At 55.2% G+C, this 15,645-nt stretch carries 18 protein-coding genes; 14 read left to right on the forward strand and 4 right to left on the reverse strand.

Going from position 1 to position 15,645, the window contains the following annotated elements:
* Positions 1-70: 70 nt before the first annotated feature.
* The 11 genes from accD (at position 71) to hisP (ending at position 10,338) form a co-directional block, all read left to right on the forward strand.
* Positions 71-985, forward strand: coding sequence for an acetyl-CoA carboxylase, carboxyltransferase subunit beta (gene accD, locus DK872_RS07865; RefSeq protein WP_007371053.1), 915 nt, complete (start codon positions 71-73; stop codon positions 983-985).
* A gap of 70 nt (positions 986-1,055) precedes the next feature.
* Positions 1,056-2,324: a bifunctional tetrahydrofolate synthase/dihydrofolate synthase gene (gene folC / locus DK872_RS07870; protein ID WP_007371054.1), complete on the forward strand. Its 1,269-nt coding sequence runs from the start codon at positions 1,056-1,058 to the stop codon at positions 2,322-2,324.
* Positions 2,314-3,024, forward strand: coding sequence for a cell division protein DedD (gene dedD, locus DK872_RS07875; RefSeq protein ID WP_007371055.1), 711 nt, complete (start codon positions 2,314-2,316; stop codon positions 3,022-3,024). The genes folC and dedD overlap by 11 nt, the downstream gene beginning before the upstream one ends.
* Positions 3,025-3,254: 230 nt before the next feature.
* Positions 3,255-3,743, forward strand: coding sequence for a colicin V production protein (gene cvpA, locus DK872_RS07880; RefSeq protein ID WP_007371056.1), 489 nt, complete (start codon positions 3,255-3,257; stop codon positions 3,741-3,743).
* 33 nt (positions 3,744-3,776) lie between these two features.
* Positions 3,777-5,294, forward strand: coding sequence for an amidophosphoribosyltransferase (gene purF / locus DK872_RS07885; protein ID WP_007371057.1), 1,518 nt, complete (start codon positions 3,777-3,779; stop codon positions 5,292-5,294).
* 93 nt (positions 5,295-5,387) lie between these two features.
* A complete protein-coding gene (locus tag DK872_RS07890; RefSeq protein ID WP_007371058.1) occupies positions 5,388-5,969 on the forward strand; it encodes a UbiX family flavin prenyltransferase in 582 nt (193 codons plus the stop codon).
* Positions 5,970-6,242: 273 nt separating this feature from the next.
* On the forward strand, positions 6,243-7,025 hold the full coding sequence (argT, locus tag DK872_RS07895; protein WP_007371059.1) for a lysine/arginine/ornithine ABC transporter substrate-binding protein ArgT: 783 nt from the start codon (positions 6,243-6,245) through the stop codon (positions 7,023-7,025).
* 264 nt (positions 7,026-7,289) lie between these two features.
* Positions 7,290-8,072 carry a histidine ABC transporter substrate-binding protein HisJ gene (gene hisJ, locus DK872_RS07900; protein WP_007371060.1) on the forward strand — a complete coding sequence of 261 codons (783 nt, stop codon included), beginning with the start codon at positions 7,290-7,292 and terminating at the stop codon, positions 8,070-8,072.
* A gap of 85 nt (positions 8,073-8,157) precedes the next feature.
* The gene (locus DK872_RS07905) at positions 8,158-8,844 is read left to right on the forward strand and encodes a histidine ABC transporter permease HisQ (protein WP_007371061.1); all 687 of its coding nucleotides are present in this window, start codon (positions 8,158-8,160) and stop codon (positions 8,842-8,844) included.
* Entirely contained in the window at positions 8,841-9,557 is a 717-nt protein-coding gene (locus DK872_RS07910) for an ABC transporter permease (protein WP_007371062.1), read from the forward strand. Before DK872_RS07905 ends, DK872_RS07910 begins: the two co-directional genes overlap by 4 nt.
* A gap of 7 nt (positions 9,558-9,564) precedes the next feature.
* Positions 9,565-10,338 carry a histidine ABC transporter ATP-binding protein HisP gene (gene hisP, locus DK872_RS07915; RefSeq protein WP_007371063.1) on the forward strand — a complete coding sequence of 258 codons (774 nt, stop codon included), beginning with the start codon at positions 9,565-9,567 and terminating at the stop codon, positions 10,336-10,338.
* 29 nt (positions 10,339-10,367) lie between these two features.
* On the opposite strand, the gene DK872_RS07920 is transcribed toward hisP, so the two are convergent.
* From DK872_RS07920 to yfcG, 3 genes are all read right to left on the reverse strand, one after another.
* Entirely contained in the window at positions 10,368-10,862 is a 495-nt protein-coding gene (locus DK872_RS07920; RefSeq protein WP_007371064.1) for a GNAT family N-acetyltransferase, read from the reverse strand.
* A 68-nt stretch (positions 10,863-10,930) separates the two neighbouring features.
* On the reverse strand, positions 10,931-11,827 hold the full coding sequence (locus tag DK872_RS07925) for a TIGR01777 family oxidoreductase (RefSeq protein WP_007371065.1): 897 nt from the start codon (positions 11,825-11,827) through the stop codon (positions 10,931-10,933).
* A gap of 113 nt (positions 11,828-11,940) precedes the next feature.
* Complete coding sequence (gene yfcG / locus DK872_RS07930) at positions 11,941-12,570, reverse strand: GSH-dependent disulfide bond oxidoreductase (protein WP_035889796.1); 630 nt, start codon at positions 12,568-12,570, stop codon at positions 11,941-11,943.
* A gap of 135 nt (positions 12,571-12,705) precedes the next feature.
* Between yfcG and yfcF the strand changes: the two genes are divergently transcribed.
* From yfcF to yfcD, 3 genes are read left to right on the forward strand one after another with little or no spacing between them, the layout of a single operon-like run.
* The gene (gene yfcF / locus DK872_RS07935; protein WP_007371067.1) at positions 12,706-13,350 is read left to right on the forward strand and encodes a glutathione transferase; all 645 of its coding nucleotides are present in this window, start codon (positions 12,706-12,708) and stop codon (positions 13,348-13,350) included.
* Positions 13,351-13,405: 55 nt separating this feature from the next.
* Complete coding sequence (gene yfcE, locus DK872_RS07940; RefSeq protein ID WP_007371068.1) at positions 13,406-13,957, forward strand: phosphodiesterase; 552 nt, start codon at positions 13,406-13,408, stop codon at positions 13,955-13,957.
* A gap of 54 nt (positions 13,958-14,011) precedes the next feature.
* Positions 14,012-14,557 carry an NUDIX hydrolase YfcD gene (gene yfcD, locus DK872_RS07945; RefSeq protein ID WP_007371069.1) on the forward strand — a complete coding sequence of 182 codons (546 nt, stop codon included), beginning with the start codon at positions 14,012-14,014 and terminating at the stop codon, positions 14,555-14,557.
* On the opposite strand, the gene DK872_RS07950 is transcribed toward yfcD, so the two are convergent.
* Positions 14,554-15,573 (reverse strand): LacI family DNA-binding transcriptional regulator, encoded by a 1,020-nt coding sequence (locus tag DK872_RS07950; protein ID WP_007371070.1) that lies wholly within the window; start codon positions 15,571-15,573, stop codon positions 14,554-14,556. The genes yfcD and DK872_RS07950 overlap by 4 nt on opposite strands.
* Positions 15,574-15,645 lie beyond the last annotated feature (72 nt).

Consider the following 15,645-nt stretch of genomic DNA (forward strand, 5'->3'; position numbering starts at 1 on the left):
CAAGTTGCGAACTGTTATGTTTTAATGTGCACCATTTATGGGCTACCAGGTTCATGTATAAAGGTTATCAATGAGCTGGATTGAAAGAATTAAGAGCAACATCACCCCCACCCGCAAGGCAAGTATCCCTGAAGGGGTGTGGACAAAATGCGATAGCTGCGGCCAGGTGCTGTACCGCGCCGAGCTGGAGCGTAACCTTGAGGTCTGCCCGAAATGCGATCACCACATGCGGATGTCAGCGCGTAATCGCCTGCATAGCCTGCTGGATGAAGGGTCGCTGGTAGAACTGGGTAGCGAGCTTGAGCCAAAAGATGTGCTCAAGTTCCGCGATTCAAAAAAATACAAAGACCGTCTGGCGACAGCCCAGAAAGAGACCGGCGAGAAAGACGCGCTGGTGGTAATGAAAGGCACGCTGCACGGTATGCCAGTTGTGGCAGCGGCATTTGAGTTCGCCTTTATGGGCGGCTCTATGGGTTCCGTTGTTGGCGCGCGTTTTGTGCGTGCCGTCGAGCAGGCGCTGGAAGACAACTGCCCGCTGATTTGCTTCTCCGCTTCCGGCGGCGCGCGTATGCAGGAAGCGCTGATGTCGCTGATGCAGATGGCGAAAACTTCCGCTGCGCTGGCGAAAATGCAGGAGCGCGGTCTGCCGTATATCTCCGTGCTGACCGATCCGACCATGGGCGGTGTTTCCGCAAGCTTTGCGATGCTGGGCGATCTGAACATCGCCGAACCGAAAGCGCTGATCGGCTTTGCCGGCCCGCGCGTTATCGAGCAGACCGTGCGTGAGAAACTGCCGCCGGGCTTCCAGCGCAGTGAGTTCCTGATCGAAAAAGGCGCGATTGACATGATTATCCGCCGTCCGGAATTGCGTCTGAAGCTGGCGCGTATTCTGGCGAAACTGATGAATCTACCGGCGCCGGATCCGGATGAGTCGCATGTTGGCACGGCGGCTCCGTCACCGGCCGGTCAGGAAGGCGAAGCCTGATAATACCGAAGGGCAGGGCCACCAGGCGCTGCCCTTTTGCTTTTCAAACCGTACATTATCAACGGGCATCATGGACATTAAACGCATTCCGCAAGCCACGTCGCCCCTGGCCGCGTGGCTTTCTTATCTGGAAAACCTGCACAGTAAAACCATCGATCTGGGTCTTGAGCGCGTAAGCCAGGTGGCGGCGCGCCTTGATGTGCTCCGCCCCGCACCGTTTGTCTTTACCGTCGCCGGAACCAATGGCAAAGGCACCACTTGCCGTACGCTGGAGTCGATTCTGCTGGCGGCGGGCTATCGGGTTGGCGTCTACAGTTCACCGCACCTGGTGCGCTATACCGAACGCGTACGCATCCAGGGCGAAGAGTTGGCTGAAAGCGAACATACCCGCTCTTTTGCAGAGATTGAAGCCGTTCGTGGCGATATTTCACTGAGCTATTTTGAGTATGGCACTTTGTCGGCGCTGTGGTTGTTTAAGCAGGCGCAACTCGACGTAGTGATCCTTGAAGTGGGGCTGGGCGGCCGCCTGGATGCCACTAATATGGTGGATGCGGATGTCGCTGTGGTCACCAGCATTGCGCTGGATCACACCGACTGGCTCGGCCCGGATCGTGAAAGCATTGGCCGCGAAAAAGCGGGCGTCTTCCGCGGTGGTAAACCGGCTGTGGTCGGCGAACCGGATATGCCGCAGTCTATTGCCGAGGTGGCGCAGGAGAAGGGGGCGCATCTGCTGCCCCGGGACGTTGACTGGGATTATGACGTTAACGCGCAGGGCTGGCGTTTTCGCGATGCTCAGGGCGAGCTTACCAATCTGCCGTTGCCGCAGGTACCGCAGCCAAATGCGGCAACCGCGCTGGCTGCGCTGCGCGCCAGTAAGCTTACGGTCAGCGAGCAGGCGATCCGCGACGGCATTGCCGGTGCTATTTTGCCGGGACGTTTCCAGATTGTCAGCGAGTCGCCGCGTCTGATCCTCGATGTTGCCCACAATCCTCACGCTGCTGGTTACCTTGCCAGCCGTCTTGCCACGTTACCGAAGAAGGGGCGCGTACTGGCGGTGATTGGCATGTTGCATGACAAAGACATCGCCGGGACGCTTGCCTGTCTGGAGCCGGTGGTCGATAGCTGGTATTGTGCCCCACTGGAAGGGCCGCGCGGTGCAACTGCAGAACAACTGCTGGAGCATCTGAATTCTGGCCGGGCGTGGCCGGATGTTGCGCAGGCCTGGCAGGCGGCGATGGCCGATGCTGACGCCAACGATACTGTTCTGGTGTGTGGATCGTTCCACACGGTGGCTCATGTCATGGAAGCGATGGACGCGGGGAGAACCGGTGGCAAGTAAGTTTCAGAACCGTTTGATGGGTACCATTGTGCTGGTTGCGCTCGGGGTGATTATTCTTCCCGGGCTGCTCGACGGGCAGAAAAAACATTATCAGGATGAGTTTGCCGCGATCCCGCTGGTGCCGAAACCTGGCGATCGCGATGAGCCGGACATGATGCCAGCTGCAACGCAGGCGCTTCCGGCGCAGCCGCCGGAAGGCGCAGCGGAAGAGGTGCGCGCTGGCGATGCAGAAGCACCGTCGCTGGATGCTTCAAGGCTGGCGGCGAACGGCGCTCCGCAACCGGAAGTCACCAGCACGCCGGTTGAACAACCGAAACCTAAACCGCAGCCAAAACCGCAGGCGCAGCAACAAACCGCGCCGCCCGCAACGCGTGATAAAGCCAGCGAGCAGCTTGCTGTGGCAAACGAAACGTCAGCGCCGCCTGCGAAAGCGCAGGACGACAAAACGGTGCCAACCGGTAAAGCATATGTGGTGCAGCTTGGCGCGCTGAAGAATGCGGATAAAGTGAATGAAATCGTTGGTAAATTACGTGGCGCAGGTTATCGCGTTTACACGTCGCCGACGACGCCGGTTCAGGGTAAAATCACTCGTATTCTGGTGGGGCCGGATGCGTCGCGCGATAAGCTGAAAGGCTCACTGGAGGAGTTGAAACAGCTCTCCGGGCTGAGCGGCGTGGTGATGGGTTATACGCCGAACTAACGGCTGAAGAGAAAAAACGGCGCCACTTCTCATCCCTCTCTGTACGGCAAAGCGGGCAGGGATGAGGGGAAATAAAGCCCTGACTACAGGCAACCGGAACCGTGGCGTTGAATATTTTTTCAGCGCCATTTTTATTTCCGCGCGGGAAGGAAATCCCTACGCAAACGTTTTCTTTTTCTGTTAGAATGCGCCCCGAACTGGACGACAGGGCGTAAAATCGTGGGACACATATGGTCTGGATTGATTACGCCATCATTGCGGTGATTGGTTTTTCTTGTCTGGTAAGCCTGATCCGCGGCTTTGTTCGTGAAGCGTTATCGCTGGTGACATGGGGCTGTGCTTTCTTTGTCGCCAGTCATTACTACACTTACCTGTCTGTCTGGTTCACGGGCTTTGAAGACGAACTGGTGCGCAATGGGATAGCCATCGCAGTACTGTTCATCGCGACGCTGATTGTCGGTGCTATCGTTAACTATGTGATCGGTGCGCTGGTCGAGAAGACTGGCCTGTCGGGTACAGACAGAGTACTGGGGATCTGTTTTGGCGCGCTACGCGGCGTACTGATCGTCGCCGCCATTCTGTTCTTTCTCGATACCTTTACCGGGCTGTCGAAAAGTGAAGACTGGCAGAAGTCGCAGCTTATCCCACAATTCAGCTTCATCATCAGATGGTTCTTTGACTATCTGCAAAGTTCGTCGAGTTTCTTGCCCAGGGCATAGGCCCTGAGATGTGGCTTAACGAGGAAAAGACGTATGTGCGGTATTGTCGGTATCGCCGGTTTTATGCCGGTAAACCAGTCGATTTATGACGCGTTGTCGGTGCTTCAGCACCGTGGGCAGGATGCCGCAGGCATCATCACCATCGACGAAAACAACTGTTTCCGTCTGCGTAAGGCGAACGGTCTGGTGAATGATGTATTCGAGGCCCGCCATATGCAGCGCCTGCAAGGCAATATGGGGATTGGTCACGTACGTTATCCTACCGCTGGTAGTTCCAGCGCATCTGAAGCGCAGCCGTTTTACGTTAACTCCCCTTACGGCATCACGCTGGCGCACAACGGCAATCTGACCAATGCGCATGAGCTGCGTAAAAAGCTGTTCGAAGAGAAGCGCCGCCACATTAACACCACTTCTGATTCTGAAATCCTGCTCAATGTGTTTGCCAGCGAGCTGGATAACTTCCGCCACTATCCGCTGGAAGCGGATAACATTTTTGCCGCTATTGCCGGAACTAACCGCCAGATCCGCGGTGCTTATGCCTGCGTGGCGATGATTATCGGCCACGGTATGGTCGCTTTCCGCGATCCGAATGGCATCCGCCCGCTGGTGCTGGGTAAACGCGAAATCGGCGATGGCCGCACTGAATATATGGTGGCGTCTGAAAGCGTGGCGCTGGATACGCTGGGCTTCGAATTCCTGCGTGATGTCGCGCCGGGCGAAGCGGTGTATATCACCGAAAAAGGCCAGTTGTTCAGCCGTCAGTGTGCGGATAACCCGGTCAGCAACCCGTGCCTGTTCGAATACGTTTATTTCGCGCGCCCGGACTCCTTCATCGACAAAATTTCCGTCTACAGCGCCCGCGTCAATATGGGCACTAAGCTTGGCGAGAAAATCGCGCGCGAGTGGGAAGATCTGGATATCGACGTGGTCATTCCTATCCCGGAAACGTCCTGCGATATCGCGCTGGAAATTGCGCGTATCCTTGGTAAACCGTACCGCCAGGGCTTTGTGAAAAACCGCTATGTCGGTCGTACCTTTATCATGCCGGGCCAGCAACTGCGTCGTAAATCCGTACGCCGTAAGCTGAACGCAAACCGTGCCGAGTTCCGCGATAAAAACGTGCTGCTGGTGGATGATTCCATTGTGCGCGGCACCACTTCCGAGCAGATTATCGAGATGGCTCGCGAAGCCGGGGCGAAAAAAGTGTACCTCGTTTCTGCTGCGCCGGAGATTCGCTTCCCGAACGTTTACGGTATCGATATGCCGACGGCCAATGAGCTGATCGCTCACGGGCGCGAAGTGGATGAAATCCGCCAGATCATCGGCGCTGACGGCCTGATTTTCCAGGATCTCAACGATCTTATCGAGGCGGTACGCTCTGAAAACCCGGATATCCAGCAGTTTGAATGCTCGGTATTCAACGGTGTGTATGTCACCAGGGATGTTGATCAGCAGTACCTTGATTATCTCGACTCGCTGCGCAATGACGATGCCAAAGCGGTGCAGCGTCAGAACGAAGTGGAAAGCTTAGAGATGCATAACGAAGGTTAATCCTGCCGCGCCCCTCCATCGTGAGGGGCGCAATCTGTTGCAACGCCCTCTATAATCAGGCAAAGTTCGTCCGATAAAAAAGGGGCAACAATCATGAAACGACTCATTGTGGGGATCTCTGGCGCCAGTGGCGCAATTTACGGCGTTCGCCTGTTGCAGGTGCTACGCGACGTGGCAGAGGTTGAAACCCATCTGGTGATGAGTCAGGCGGCCCGCCAGACGCTGACGCTGGAAACTGATTTTTCTCTGCGCGATGTACAGGCGCTGGCGAATGTGGTGCACGATGCGCGCGATATCGCCGCCAGCATCTCGTCTGGTTCGTTTAAAACCGCAGGCATGGTAATTCTTCCTTGCTCGATCAAAACCCTCTCCGGCATTGTGCACAGCTACACCGACAGCCTGCTGACGCGGGCGGCAGATGTGGTGCTGAAAGAGCGCAGGCCGCTGGTGCTGTGCGTGCGTGAAACGCCGCTGCACCTTGGGCATTTGCGTTTGATGACCCAGGCGGCGGAACTGGGCGCGGTAATTATGCCGCCGGTACCGGCGTTTTATCACCGCCCGCAAAGCCTGGATGCGGTGATTGATCAGACCGTTAACCGCGTTCTTGATCAGTTTGACATTGAGTTGCCGGAAGATCTGTTTACCCGCTGGCAAGGGAGCGATGCCGCAAAATAGTGCGCTGCTACCCGGCGTGCGCTTTTTTGGGGCAATTCTGCAAGCGCGATCATATCCTCAACATTTAATCCTCTTTTCCCCGTGCTAACACTCCGGTTCGTTCAGCAGACCTGCTATCTTTCATCATTAAGTAAGTTTGCAACGTTTTATTAACAAATTTAACGCGGTCTTTTTCCGGCTGCGGGAAACTGGCATAAGACGTGCAAGGTAACTGTCAGCAACACACAACACAACGTAATACAGAATAAAAAACAGAACACTTGAGGGTAATGTATGAAGAAGACGGTTCTCGCTCTGTCTTTACTGTTGGGCCTGTCAGCGACAGCCAGCGTTTATGCAGCGCTTCCCCACACGGTGCGCATCGGTACTGATGCAACCTATGCGCCGTTCTCATCGAAAGATGCGAAAGGGGACTTCGTGGGTTTTGATATCGATCTCGGCAACGAAATGTGCAAACGCATTCATGTGAAATGCACCTGGGTCGGCAGTGATTTTGATTCGCTGATCCCGTCGCTGAAAGCGAAAAAAATCGACGCCATCATCTCTTCTCTGTCGATTACGGAAAAACGTCAGCAGGAAATTGCGTTCTCTGACAAACTCTACGCTGCCGATTCCCGCCTGATTGCCGCCAAAGGTTCATCGATTCAGCCGACGCTGGATTCGCTGAAAGGCAAGCACGTTGGCGTGCTGCAGGGTTCTACCCAGGAAGGCTATGCCAATGACAACTGGCGCACCAAGGGCATCGATGTGGTGGCCTACCAGAACCAGGATCTGATCTACTCTGACCTCGCTGCGGGTCGTCTGGATGCAGCATTCCAGGATGAGGTTGCTGCCAGCGAAGGCTTCCTGAAACAGCCTGCCGGGAAAGACTTCGCTTTTGCTGGCCCGTCAGTGAAAGATAAGAAATACTTCGGCGACGGCACCGGTATCGGTCTGCGCAAAGATGATACTGAGCTGAAAGCCGCGTTCGACAAAGCATTTGCCGAACTGCGTAAAGATGGTACCTACGACAAACTCGCCAAAAAGTACTTCGACTTTAACGTCTACGGCGATTAAGGCTGCATAACCCGGCTTATCCGGGATGAGGGAAATATGCACCACGTTAAATAACTGGCGTGGTGCATTTATACGGTAAATGTCTCGTTGTGGTGCACGCTATGCACCATGTTGGTGCATGAATGCATAGTTAAGCATTCATACTGCAAAAAAAGCCAGCGCTCGGGCATAATTTTTTGCCTTGCCGGGGCATATGATGGCACGATAACGGCACCGTATTGTTATGAGAATTCCCTTAGGAAAGACAGTCTGTTGAGGATAATGATGAAAAAACTGGTGCTCTCCCTTTCGCTGGTGCTTGCGTTTTCCAGCGTTTCTACTGTGTTCGCAGCCATTCCGCAAAAATTACGTATTGGTACCGATCCTACTTATGCGCCTTTCGAATCGAAGAATGCGCAGGGGGAATTGATCGGTTTTGACATCGATTTGGCGAAAGAACTGTGCAAACGCATCAAAACCCAGTGTGTGTTTATTGAGAACCCGCTGGATGCACTGATTCCCTCGCTGAAAGCGAAAAAAATCGATGCCATCATGTCATCACTCTCCATTACCGAAAAACGTCAGCAGGAAATCGATTTCACCGACAAGCTTTACGCGGCGGATTCCCGATTGGTGGTGGCGAAAAATTCTAACGTTCAGCCGGATCTGGACAAGCTGAAAGGTAAACGCATTGGCGTGTTGCAGGGCACCACGCAGGAAACTTACGGCAACGTAAACTGGGCGCCAAAAGGGGTGGAAATCGTCTCCTATCAGGGCCAGGACAACATCTACTCTGACCTGACTGCTGGCCGCATTGATGCCGCGTTCCAGGACGAAGTGGCGGCCAGCGAAGGTTTCCTGAAAACGCCGGTCGGTAAAGATTACAAATTTGGTGGTCCGTCCATCAAAGATGAGAAATTGTTTGGCGTTGGCACCGGCATGGGCGTACGCAAAGGTGACACCGAGCTACGCGATGCGCTGAACAAAGCGTTTGCTGAAATGCGCGCGGACGGCACTTACGAAAAGCTGGCGAAGAAATACTTTGATTTTGATGTTTATGGTGGCTAATCCCACCCGTGCTTAACGTGCAGCCCCTCTCACATTGGGAGGGGAAGAGACACGGCAAAACACCACATACGACAGGACAGGCTGCATGCTGTACGGGTTTTCTCAAGTTATATTACACGGTGCGTTAGTCACCCTGGAGCTGGCCATCAGTTCGGTGGTGCTGGCGGTACTTATTGGTCTGGTAGGCGCAGGGGCGAAACTGTCGAAAAACCGGGCGTTGGCGCTGATCTTTGAAGGCTATACCACGCTCATTCGTGGTGTTCCGGATCTGGTGTTGATGCTGCTGATTTTTTACGGCCTGCAAATCGCCCTCAACAGCATCACGGATGCGCTGGGCATGGACCAACTGGATATCGATCCGATGGTCGCCGGTATTATTACCCTCGGTTTTATTTACGGCGCCTATTTTACGGAAACCTTCCGCGGCGCCTTTATGGCGGTACCGAAAGGGCATATTGAAGCGGCAACAGCGTTTGGTTTTACCGGTCGGCAAATCTTTCGCCGCATCCTGTTCCCGGCGATGATGCGTTACGCGCTGCCGGGTATTGGCAACAACTGGCAGGTGATCCTGAAAGCAACAGCACTGGTTTCGCTGTTGGGGCTGGAAGATGTGGTCAAAGCCACTCAGCTCGCCGGGAAAAGTACCTGGGAGCCCTTCTATTTTGCTATCGTCTGCGGGGTGATTTACCTCGTTTTTACAACGGTTTCCAATGGTGTGCTGCTTCTTCTCGAACGTCGCTACTCCGTGGGTGTGAAGAGGGCTGACCTGTGATCGAGATCATTCAGGAGTACTGGCAATCGCTGCTGTGGAGCGACGGTTATCGCCTGACGGGCGTGGCAATTACCCTGTGGCTGTTGATTTCATCGGTGGCGATGGGCGGCGTGCTGGCGGTGTTTCTGGCCATCGGACGTGTTTCCAGCAATAAATTTGTCTGCTTCCCGATTTGGTTATTCACCTACGTGTTTCGCGGTACGCCGCTCTATGTTCAACTGCTGGTGTTCTACTCCGGCATGTACACGCTGGAGATCGTCAAGGGCACCGAGCTGCTGAATGCCTTCTTCCGTAGCGGCCTGAACTGCACGGTGCTGGCGCTGACGCTCAATACCTGTGCCTATACTACTGAGATTTTCGCCGGTGCGATCCGTTCGGTGCCGCACGGCGAAATTGAGGCGGCGCGGGCCTATGGTTTCTCGTCGTTCAAAATGTACCGCAGCATTATCCTGCCGGCGGCGCTGCGCATTGCGCTGCCTGCGTACAGCAACGAAGTCATTTTGATGCTGCACTCAACGGCGCTGGCCTTTACCGCCACGGTGCCGGACCTGCTGAAAATTGCCCGTGATATCAACTCCGCAACTTACCAGCCGTTTACCGCGTTTGGTATTGCTGCGGTGCTGTATCTGATTATCTCTTATGTGCTGATTAGCTTATTCCGCAAGGCGGAAAAGCGCTGGTTGCAGCATATGAAACCTTCTTCGACGCACTGAGAACACGATGTCTGAGAATAAATTAAACGTTATCGATCTGCACAAACGCTACGGCGAACATGAAGTGCTGAAGGGCGTCTCGTTGCAGGCCAACGCGGGCGATGTGATTAGTATCATCGGTTCCTCCGGCTCCGGTAAAAGTACCTTTTTGCGCTGTATTAACTTCCTCGAAAAACCGAGCGAAGGCACCATCGTGGTTAACGGCCAGAATATCAATCTGGTCCGCGATAAAGATGGCCAGTTGCGCGTTGCGGATAAACACCAGTTGCGTCTGCTGCGTACGCGTCTGACGATGGTGTTTCAGCATTTCAACTTGTGGAGCCATATGACGGTGCTGGAGAACGTCATGGAAGCGCCGATTCAGGTGCTGGGCTTGAGCAAGCAGGAAGCCCGCGAACGCGCGGTGAAATATCTGGCGAAAGTCGGCATTGATGAGATGCAGCAGCAAAAGTACCCGGTGCATTTGTCCGGCGGTCAGCAGCAGCGTGTTTCCATTGCCCGCGCGCTGGCGATGGAGCCGGAAGTATTGCTGTTTGATGAACCGACTTCGGCGCTCGATCCTGAACTGGTGGGCGAAGTGCTGCGCATTATGCAGCAACTGGCGGAAGAGGGGAAAACCATGGTGGTGGTAACGCATGAAATGGGCTTTGCCCGCCATGTTTCCACCCACGTTATTTTCCTGCACCAGGGCAAGATTGAAGAAGAGGGCGCGCCGGATGAGTTGTTCGGCAACCCGAAAAGCACGCGTTTGCAGCAGTTCCTCAAAGGTTCGCTGAAGTGATATAAGGCCGCCGTACAGGCGGCCTCAATCTATGCTTTTTCCCGCCGGTAAATCCAGTCGTCATGATATTCGCCGCGCAGCAGGTAGGCTTTTTCCAGCACCTGTACACGTTGAAAACCACTTTTTTCCAGCACCCTCACCGACCCCTGATTCTCTGCCAGCACCCAGGCGTTCAGTGCCTGCACTTCGCTATCAAACGCGTATTCGCACAGCGCCTGTAGCGCTTCTGATGCAACGCCTTGCCCCTGCGCGGCGGGCGCAATCGAGTAGCCGACATCGGCTTCCTGTGGATTGTGCTGGCTGATACGCAGACCGATATCGCCCACCGAAGTATGCTGGGCGTTGCGAATAATAAAGGCGTGGCGATCGGCAAGACGATCGTCGAACAGGGTGCGAATCTGTTCTTCAGAGGCGATCTCGCCCATATAGCGCATCACGCTGCCATTCCTGCGCAGATGCAGGAAAAATGGCCAGTCGGAGGGTTCAAACGGGGAGAGAGTCAAGCGGGAAGTGTACAACGTCATGCCAGCGCCCTTACGGTGGTAAAGCGTCTTAGCTTACCACTGCAAACGCGCTGGCGGAGCCACGAAAATTAAGAGGTAACCACATCCTCCAGCGCCTCTTCCAGATCGTACCAGCGGAAAGCGAAACCAGCGGCTTCGAGGCGTTTCGGCAATGCGCGCTGGCCGCCAAGCACCAGAACAGAGGATTCGCCCATCATCAGGCGCACGGCGAAAGCGGGCGCGCGCATAATGGTCGGGCGGTGCAGCACATGGCCGAGCGTGTGAGCAAACTGCTCGTTACGCACCGGGTAGGGCGAAACCATATTGAACGGCCCGCGCAGATCGTTATCCAGCAGCCAGAGAATGCCGTTCAGCATATCGTCGATATGGATCCACGCCAGATACTGACGGCCATTGCCAATTGGGCCGCCGAGTCCGAGACGGAACAGCGGCAGCAGCTTGCCGAGGATCCCGCCCTGCGGCGCGAACACCACGCCAGTACGCAGCAGACAAACACGGGTGCGATCGCTTTGCGCTTCGCAGGCAATTTGCTCCCAGCGGGCGCAAAGTTTATGCGTGAACTCGTTGTGCGGCGGCTCCTCTTCGGTGACTACTACTTCACCGAGATCGCCGTAGTAGCCCGCCGCCGATCCGGAAATCAGCACGCGCGGCGGCGTGTCACTGGCCTTAATTAAATCCGCCAGCTGTTGCGTTATCTGCCAGCGGCTGTTGCACAGACGCTGCTTCTGCTCTTCGCTCCAGCGTTTATCGGCAATCGGCTCGCCTGCCAGGTTGATCACCGCATCAAACTCATTGAGGTGAGTGTGATCGTTTAGCCCTTTCCACAGCGTCACGCGGGCATCAAGTAGCTGTTGCGCTTTGGCCGGGCTGCGCGTCACAACGGTAACGGCATGCCCAAGCTCCAGCAGCCGAGGGATGAGATGACGACCAATCAGGCCAGTCCCGCCGGTAATCAGTATCTTCATGTTTCCCTCCTTTGGTGATGTTCCATTTCAGCATAAGTGAGCGGCTCAAATCCGCGTGCGATACCGAACACATTTCACGGATTTTTTAATTATCAGAATAGGTTATCCGGCTTTTATACCTGCTGTGCTTTTTGCAAAGCCCGCTCGGTGGCCGGACGGGTACGGATGCGCTCATACCAGTTAAATACCGCGGGATAATCCTCAAGGTTCACGCGCTGACGCTGGTGGGCATGGATCCACGGCCAGGCGGCGATATCCGCAATGCTGTAATGCTCACCTGCCAGCCACGGCACCCGTTCCAGACGCTTATTCAATACCTGATACAGACGCTGGGTTTCGACCTGATAGCGTTCAATAGCATATGGCACTGGCTGTGGCGCAAAGTGGTTAAAGTGATGATTTTGCCCGAGCATCGGCCCCAAACCGGCAACCTGCCAGAAAAGCCACTGCAACGTGACATGGCGTTCACGCAATTCGCCGCTGAGCAATTTTCCCGTTTTTTCCGCCAGATAGAGCAGAATCGCACCCGATTCAAAGAGACTCAGCGGCGCGCCGCCATCGGCGGGCAGGTGATCGACAATGGCCGGGATTTTATTGTTCGGAGAGATAATCAGAAAATCCGGACGAAACTGGTCGCCTTTGCTGATATCAACGCGGATCAGGCGGTATTCCAGCCCGCTCTCTTCCAGAAATAGCGTTACTTTATGACCGTTTGGTGTGGGCGCGAAATAGAGGTCTATCATCAATACTCCAGATATAAGAATAATCGTTACTCTCAGAGTATAGGTGTTCCCTCTGGCTGCTGAGTTTTCATTAAGTGACAGCCTGGTCAGGACGTTATATTTTGAAGGAAAAACTCACCGTTAAACGAGGATGTTATGAACGAACCGGCTATCACGTTATGGTCCGATGCTAATTATTTCTCCCCGTATGTCCTGTCGGCCTATGTCGCGCTGCATGAAAAAGGTTTGCCTTTCTCGCTTAAAACCGTCGATCTGTCCAGCGGCGCTCAGCATATGCCTGGCTGGCCGGGTTACCATCTGACGTATCGCGTGCCTGTTCTGGCGATTGAGGGTTTCGAACTCAGCGAATCGACGGCGATAGCGGAATATCTCGAAGAGCGTTTCGCGCCGCCGGAATGGGAGCGTATCTACCCACACGATTTGCAAAAACGCGCCCGCGCCCGGCAAATCCAGGCCTGGCTGCGCAGCGATTTAATGCCCATCCGCGAAGAGCGCCCGACAGAGGTCGTTTTTGCTGGCGAGAAAAAAGCGCCGCTCAGCGCTGCCGGGCAGGAGAGTGCGGAAAAACTGTTTGCTATCGCCGGTGATTTGCTGGCGCACGGTAAGCCGAATCTGTTTGGCGAGTGGTGTATTGCGGATATCGATCTGGCATTGATGCTCAACCGATTGGTGATGAATGGCGATACGGTGCCGGAGCGGCTGGCGGAGTATGCTGCGTTCCAGTGGCAGCGCTCGTCCGTTCAGCGCTATGTTGCACTTTCCGCTAAGCGTGCAGGCTGATAAGCCCGCTGACTTCCGTTATCATGGGCTGTTTTCTTCCACATGAGGTGTAATGATGAAACTGATGTTTGCATCGGACATTCATGGGTCGTTGCCCGCGACGGAGCGCGTACTGGAACTGTTTGCCCAAAGCGATGCGCGCTGGTTGGTGATCCTCGGCGATGTGCTGAATCACGGGCCGCGCAACGCGCTGCCGCAGGGTTATGCACCGGCGCAGGTGGCGGAGCGGCTGAACGAGCAGGCCAACCGCATCATTGCCGTGCGCGGCAACTGTGACAGCGAAGTGGATCAAATGTTGCTGCATTTCCCGATTACCGCGCCCTGGCAGCAAGTGCTGTTGGCAAAACGCCGCCTGTTTCTGACGCACGGACATCTGTTTGGCCCGGATGATGTACCGCCGCTGGCGGCAGGCGATGTGCTGGTTTATGGCCATACGCACATTCCGGTAGCGGAGCAGCGGGGCGACATTTTCCACTTCAACCCCGGCTCGGTGAGTATTCCCAAAGGTGGGTTTGCCGCCAGTTACGGCATGCTGGAAGAGGATGTGTTGCGCGTTATCGCACTTAATGATCAGCGGGTTATTGCGCAGGTCGCGATTAATCCGTAATTTACCTTTCAACCGAAACGCGCCAAAAGAGCGCCACAAAGAGAAGATTTCCCGATGGTGGAACAGAGTCATTTTGCAGGCATGGAGTGGGTGGACATTGTCAACGAAGACAATGAGGTGATCGCGCAATCAAGCCGGCAACAGATGCGGGCGCAGTGTTTGCGTCATCGCGCAACCTACATTGTGGTGCATGATGGGATGGGCAAAATTCTGGTGCAGCGCCGTACCGAAATCAAAGATTTTATGCCTGGTATGCTGGATGCCACCGCCGGTGGCGTGGTACAGGCCGGTGAAATTTTGCTGGATTCCGCACGCCGTGAAGCCGAAGAAGAACTGGGGATTGCCGGTGTTCCCTTCGCCGAACATGGCCAGTTCTACTTTGAAGATGAACATTGCCGCGTCTGGGGCGGTTTGTTCAGCTGCGTTTCCCACGGGCCTTTCGCTTTGCAGGAAGAAGAGGTGAGCGAGGTCTTCTGGATGACGCCGGAAGAGATTACCGCCCGCTGTGATGAATTCACCCCTGATTCCCTGAAAGCGCTTGCGTTGTGGATGAGCCGTAATGCCAGCAATGATGCGGAAAAAGCCCCGGAAGCCGACTAGCAGCTATCCCGCAGGCAAAACGTCGGTGCTATCGGCGTTTTGTTCTCCCAGGTTTCATCATTCAGGCGCGCCAGCAGCGCGCGTCCTGCTTCAATACCAATCTTGCGGTGCGGTACGGAAATGGTGGTCAACGGCGGCTGGCATACCCGGCTGACGTCGCTGTCGCCAAAGCCGACTATCGCTAAATCATCCGGTACCTTAATACGTCGTCTCTGGCATTCATACAGCGCGCCACAGGCCAGTTCATCCGAGACACACACCAGCGCATCCAGTTCCGGCCACGCCAGCAAAAACTCCGGCAGTTGTGCCGCACCCGTGGAGAAAACCGGCGGCGCGGCGGCGTTAATCACCCGGTTCGGCGACATATGGTGACGCAGCATTGCTTTGTACCAGCCCTGTAAATGCTGCTGGAAAATCCACTGCTCCTGGTTGGCGCACAGCAGGCCGATATTCTGGTAGCCGCGCTGCACCAGCATTTGTGTCAGCTCGAACATCGCAGCAACGTTATCGATCCCGATATTCATATCAATCGGATCGGCACGCACCGCGCCAATTTCCATCACCGGAATGGAGGCGTTTTTCAGCCAGTGGCGTACCATATCGCTATGTTCGACGCTGAGCAGAATGGCGGCGGCCAGATTGGACGCAAGCAGCGTTTCCAGTAATTTTTCTTCCTGCTCCAGCCGGTGCTGCGACTCGGCGAGCATGATCTGGTAACCGGCAGGCTGCAACACCTGCTGCAAACCGGCGAACATCTCCGAGCAGCCGGATTCGGCAAGGCTCGGCACCACCATCGCGATAGTCCAGGATGACGCCGAAGCCAGCGCGCTGGCCGCCAGATTGGGCATATACCCCAACTCCTGCACGGCAGCCTCTATCTTCTCACGCAATTTATCTGAAACCTGTTCCGGGGTACGTAACGCCCGCGAGACGGTCATGGTGCCAACGCCAGCGAGCTGCGCGACATCGGCAAGGGTGACTTTTCCTGTGCTCCGACGTTTTCGGGTAATTGCCATTCCGTTTCCTGACAGCCCTGATATCTCAGGTACTGAGTTATGAGTCATCTCAAGGCAGTATACGCCGGAAAG

This window comes from Kosakonia sp. MH5 (genome assembly GCF_009935945.1).
GTDB lineage: Bacteria > Pseudomonadota > Gammaproteobacteria > Enterobacterales > Enterobacteriaceae > Kosakonia > Kosakonia radicincitans.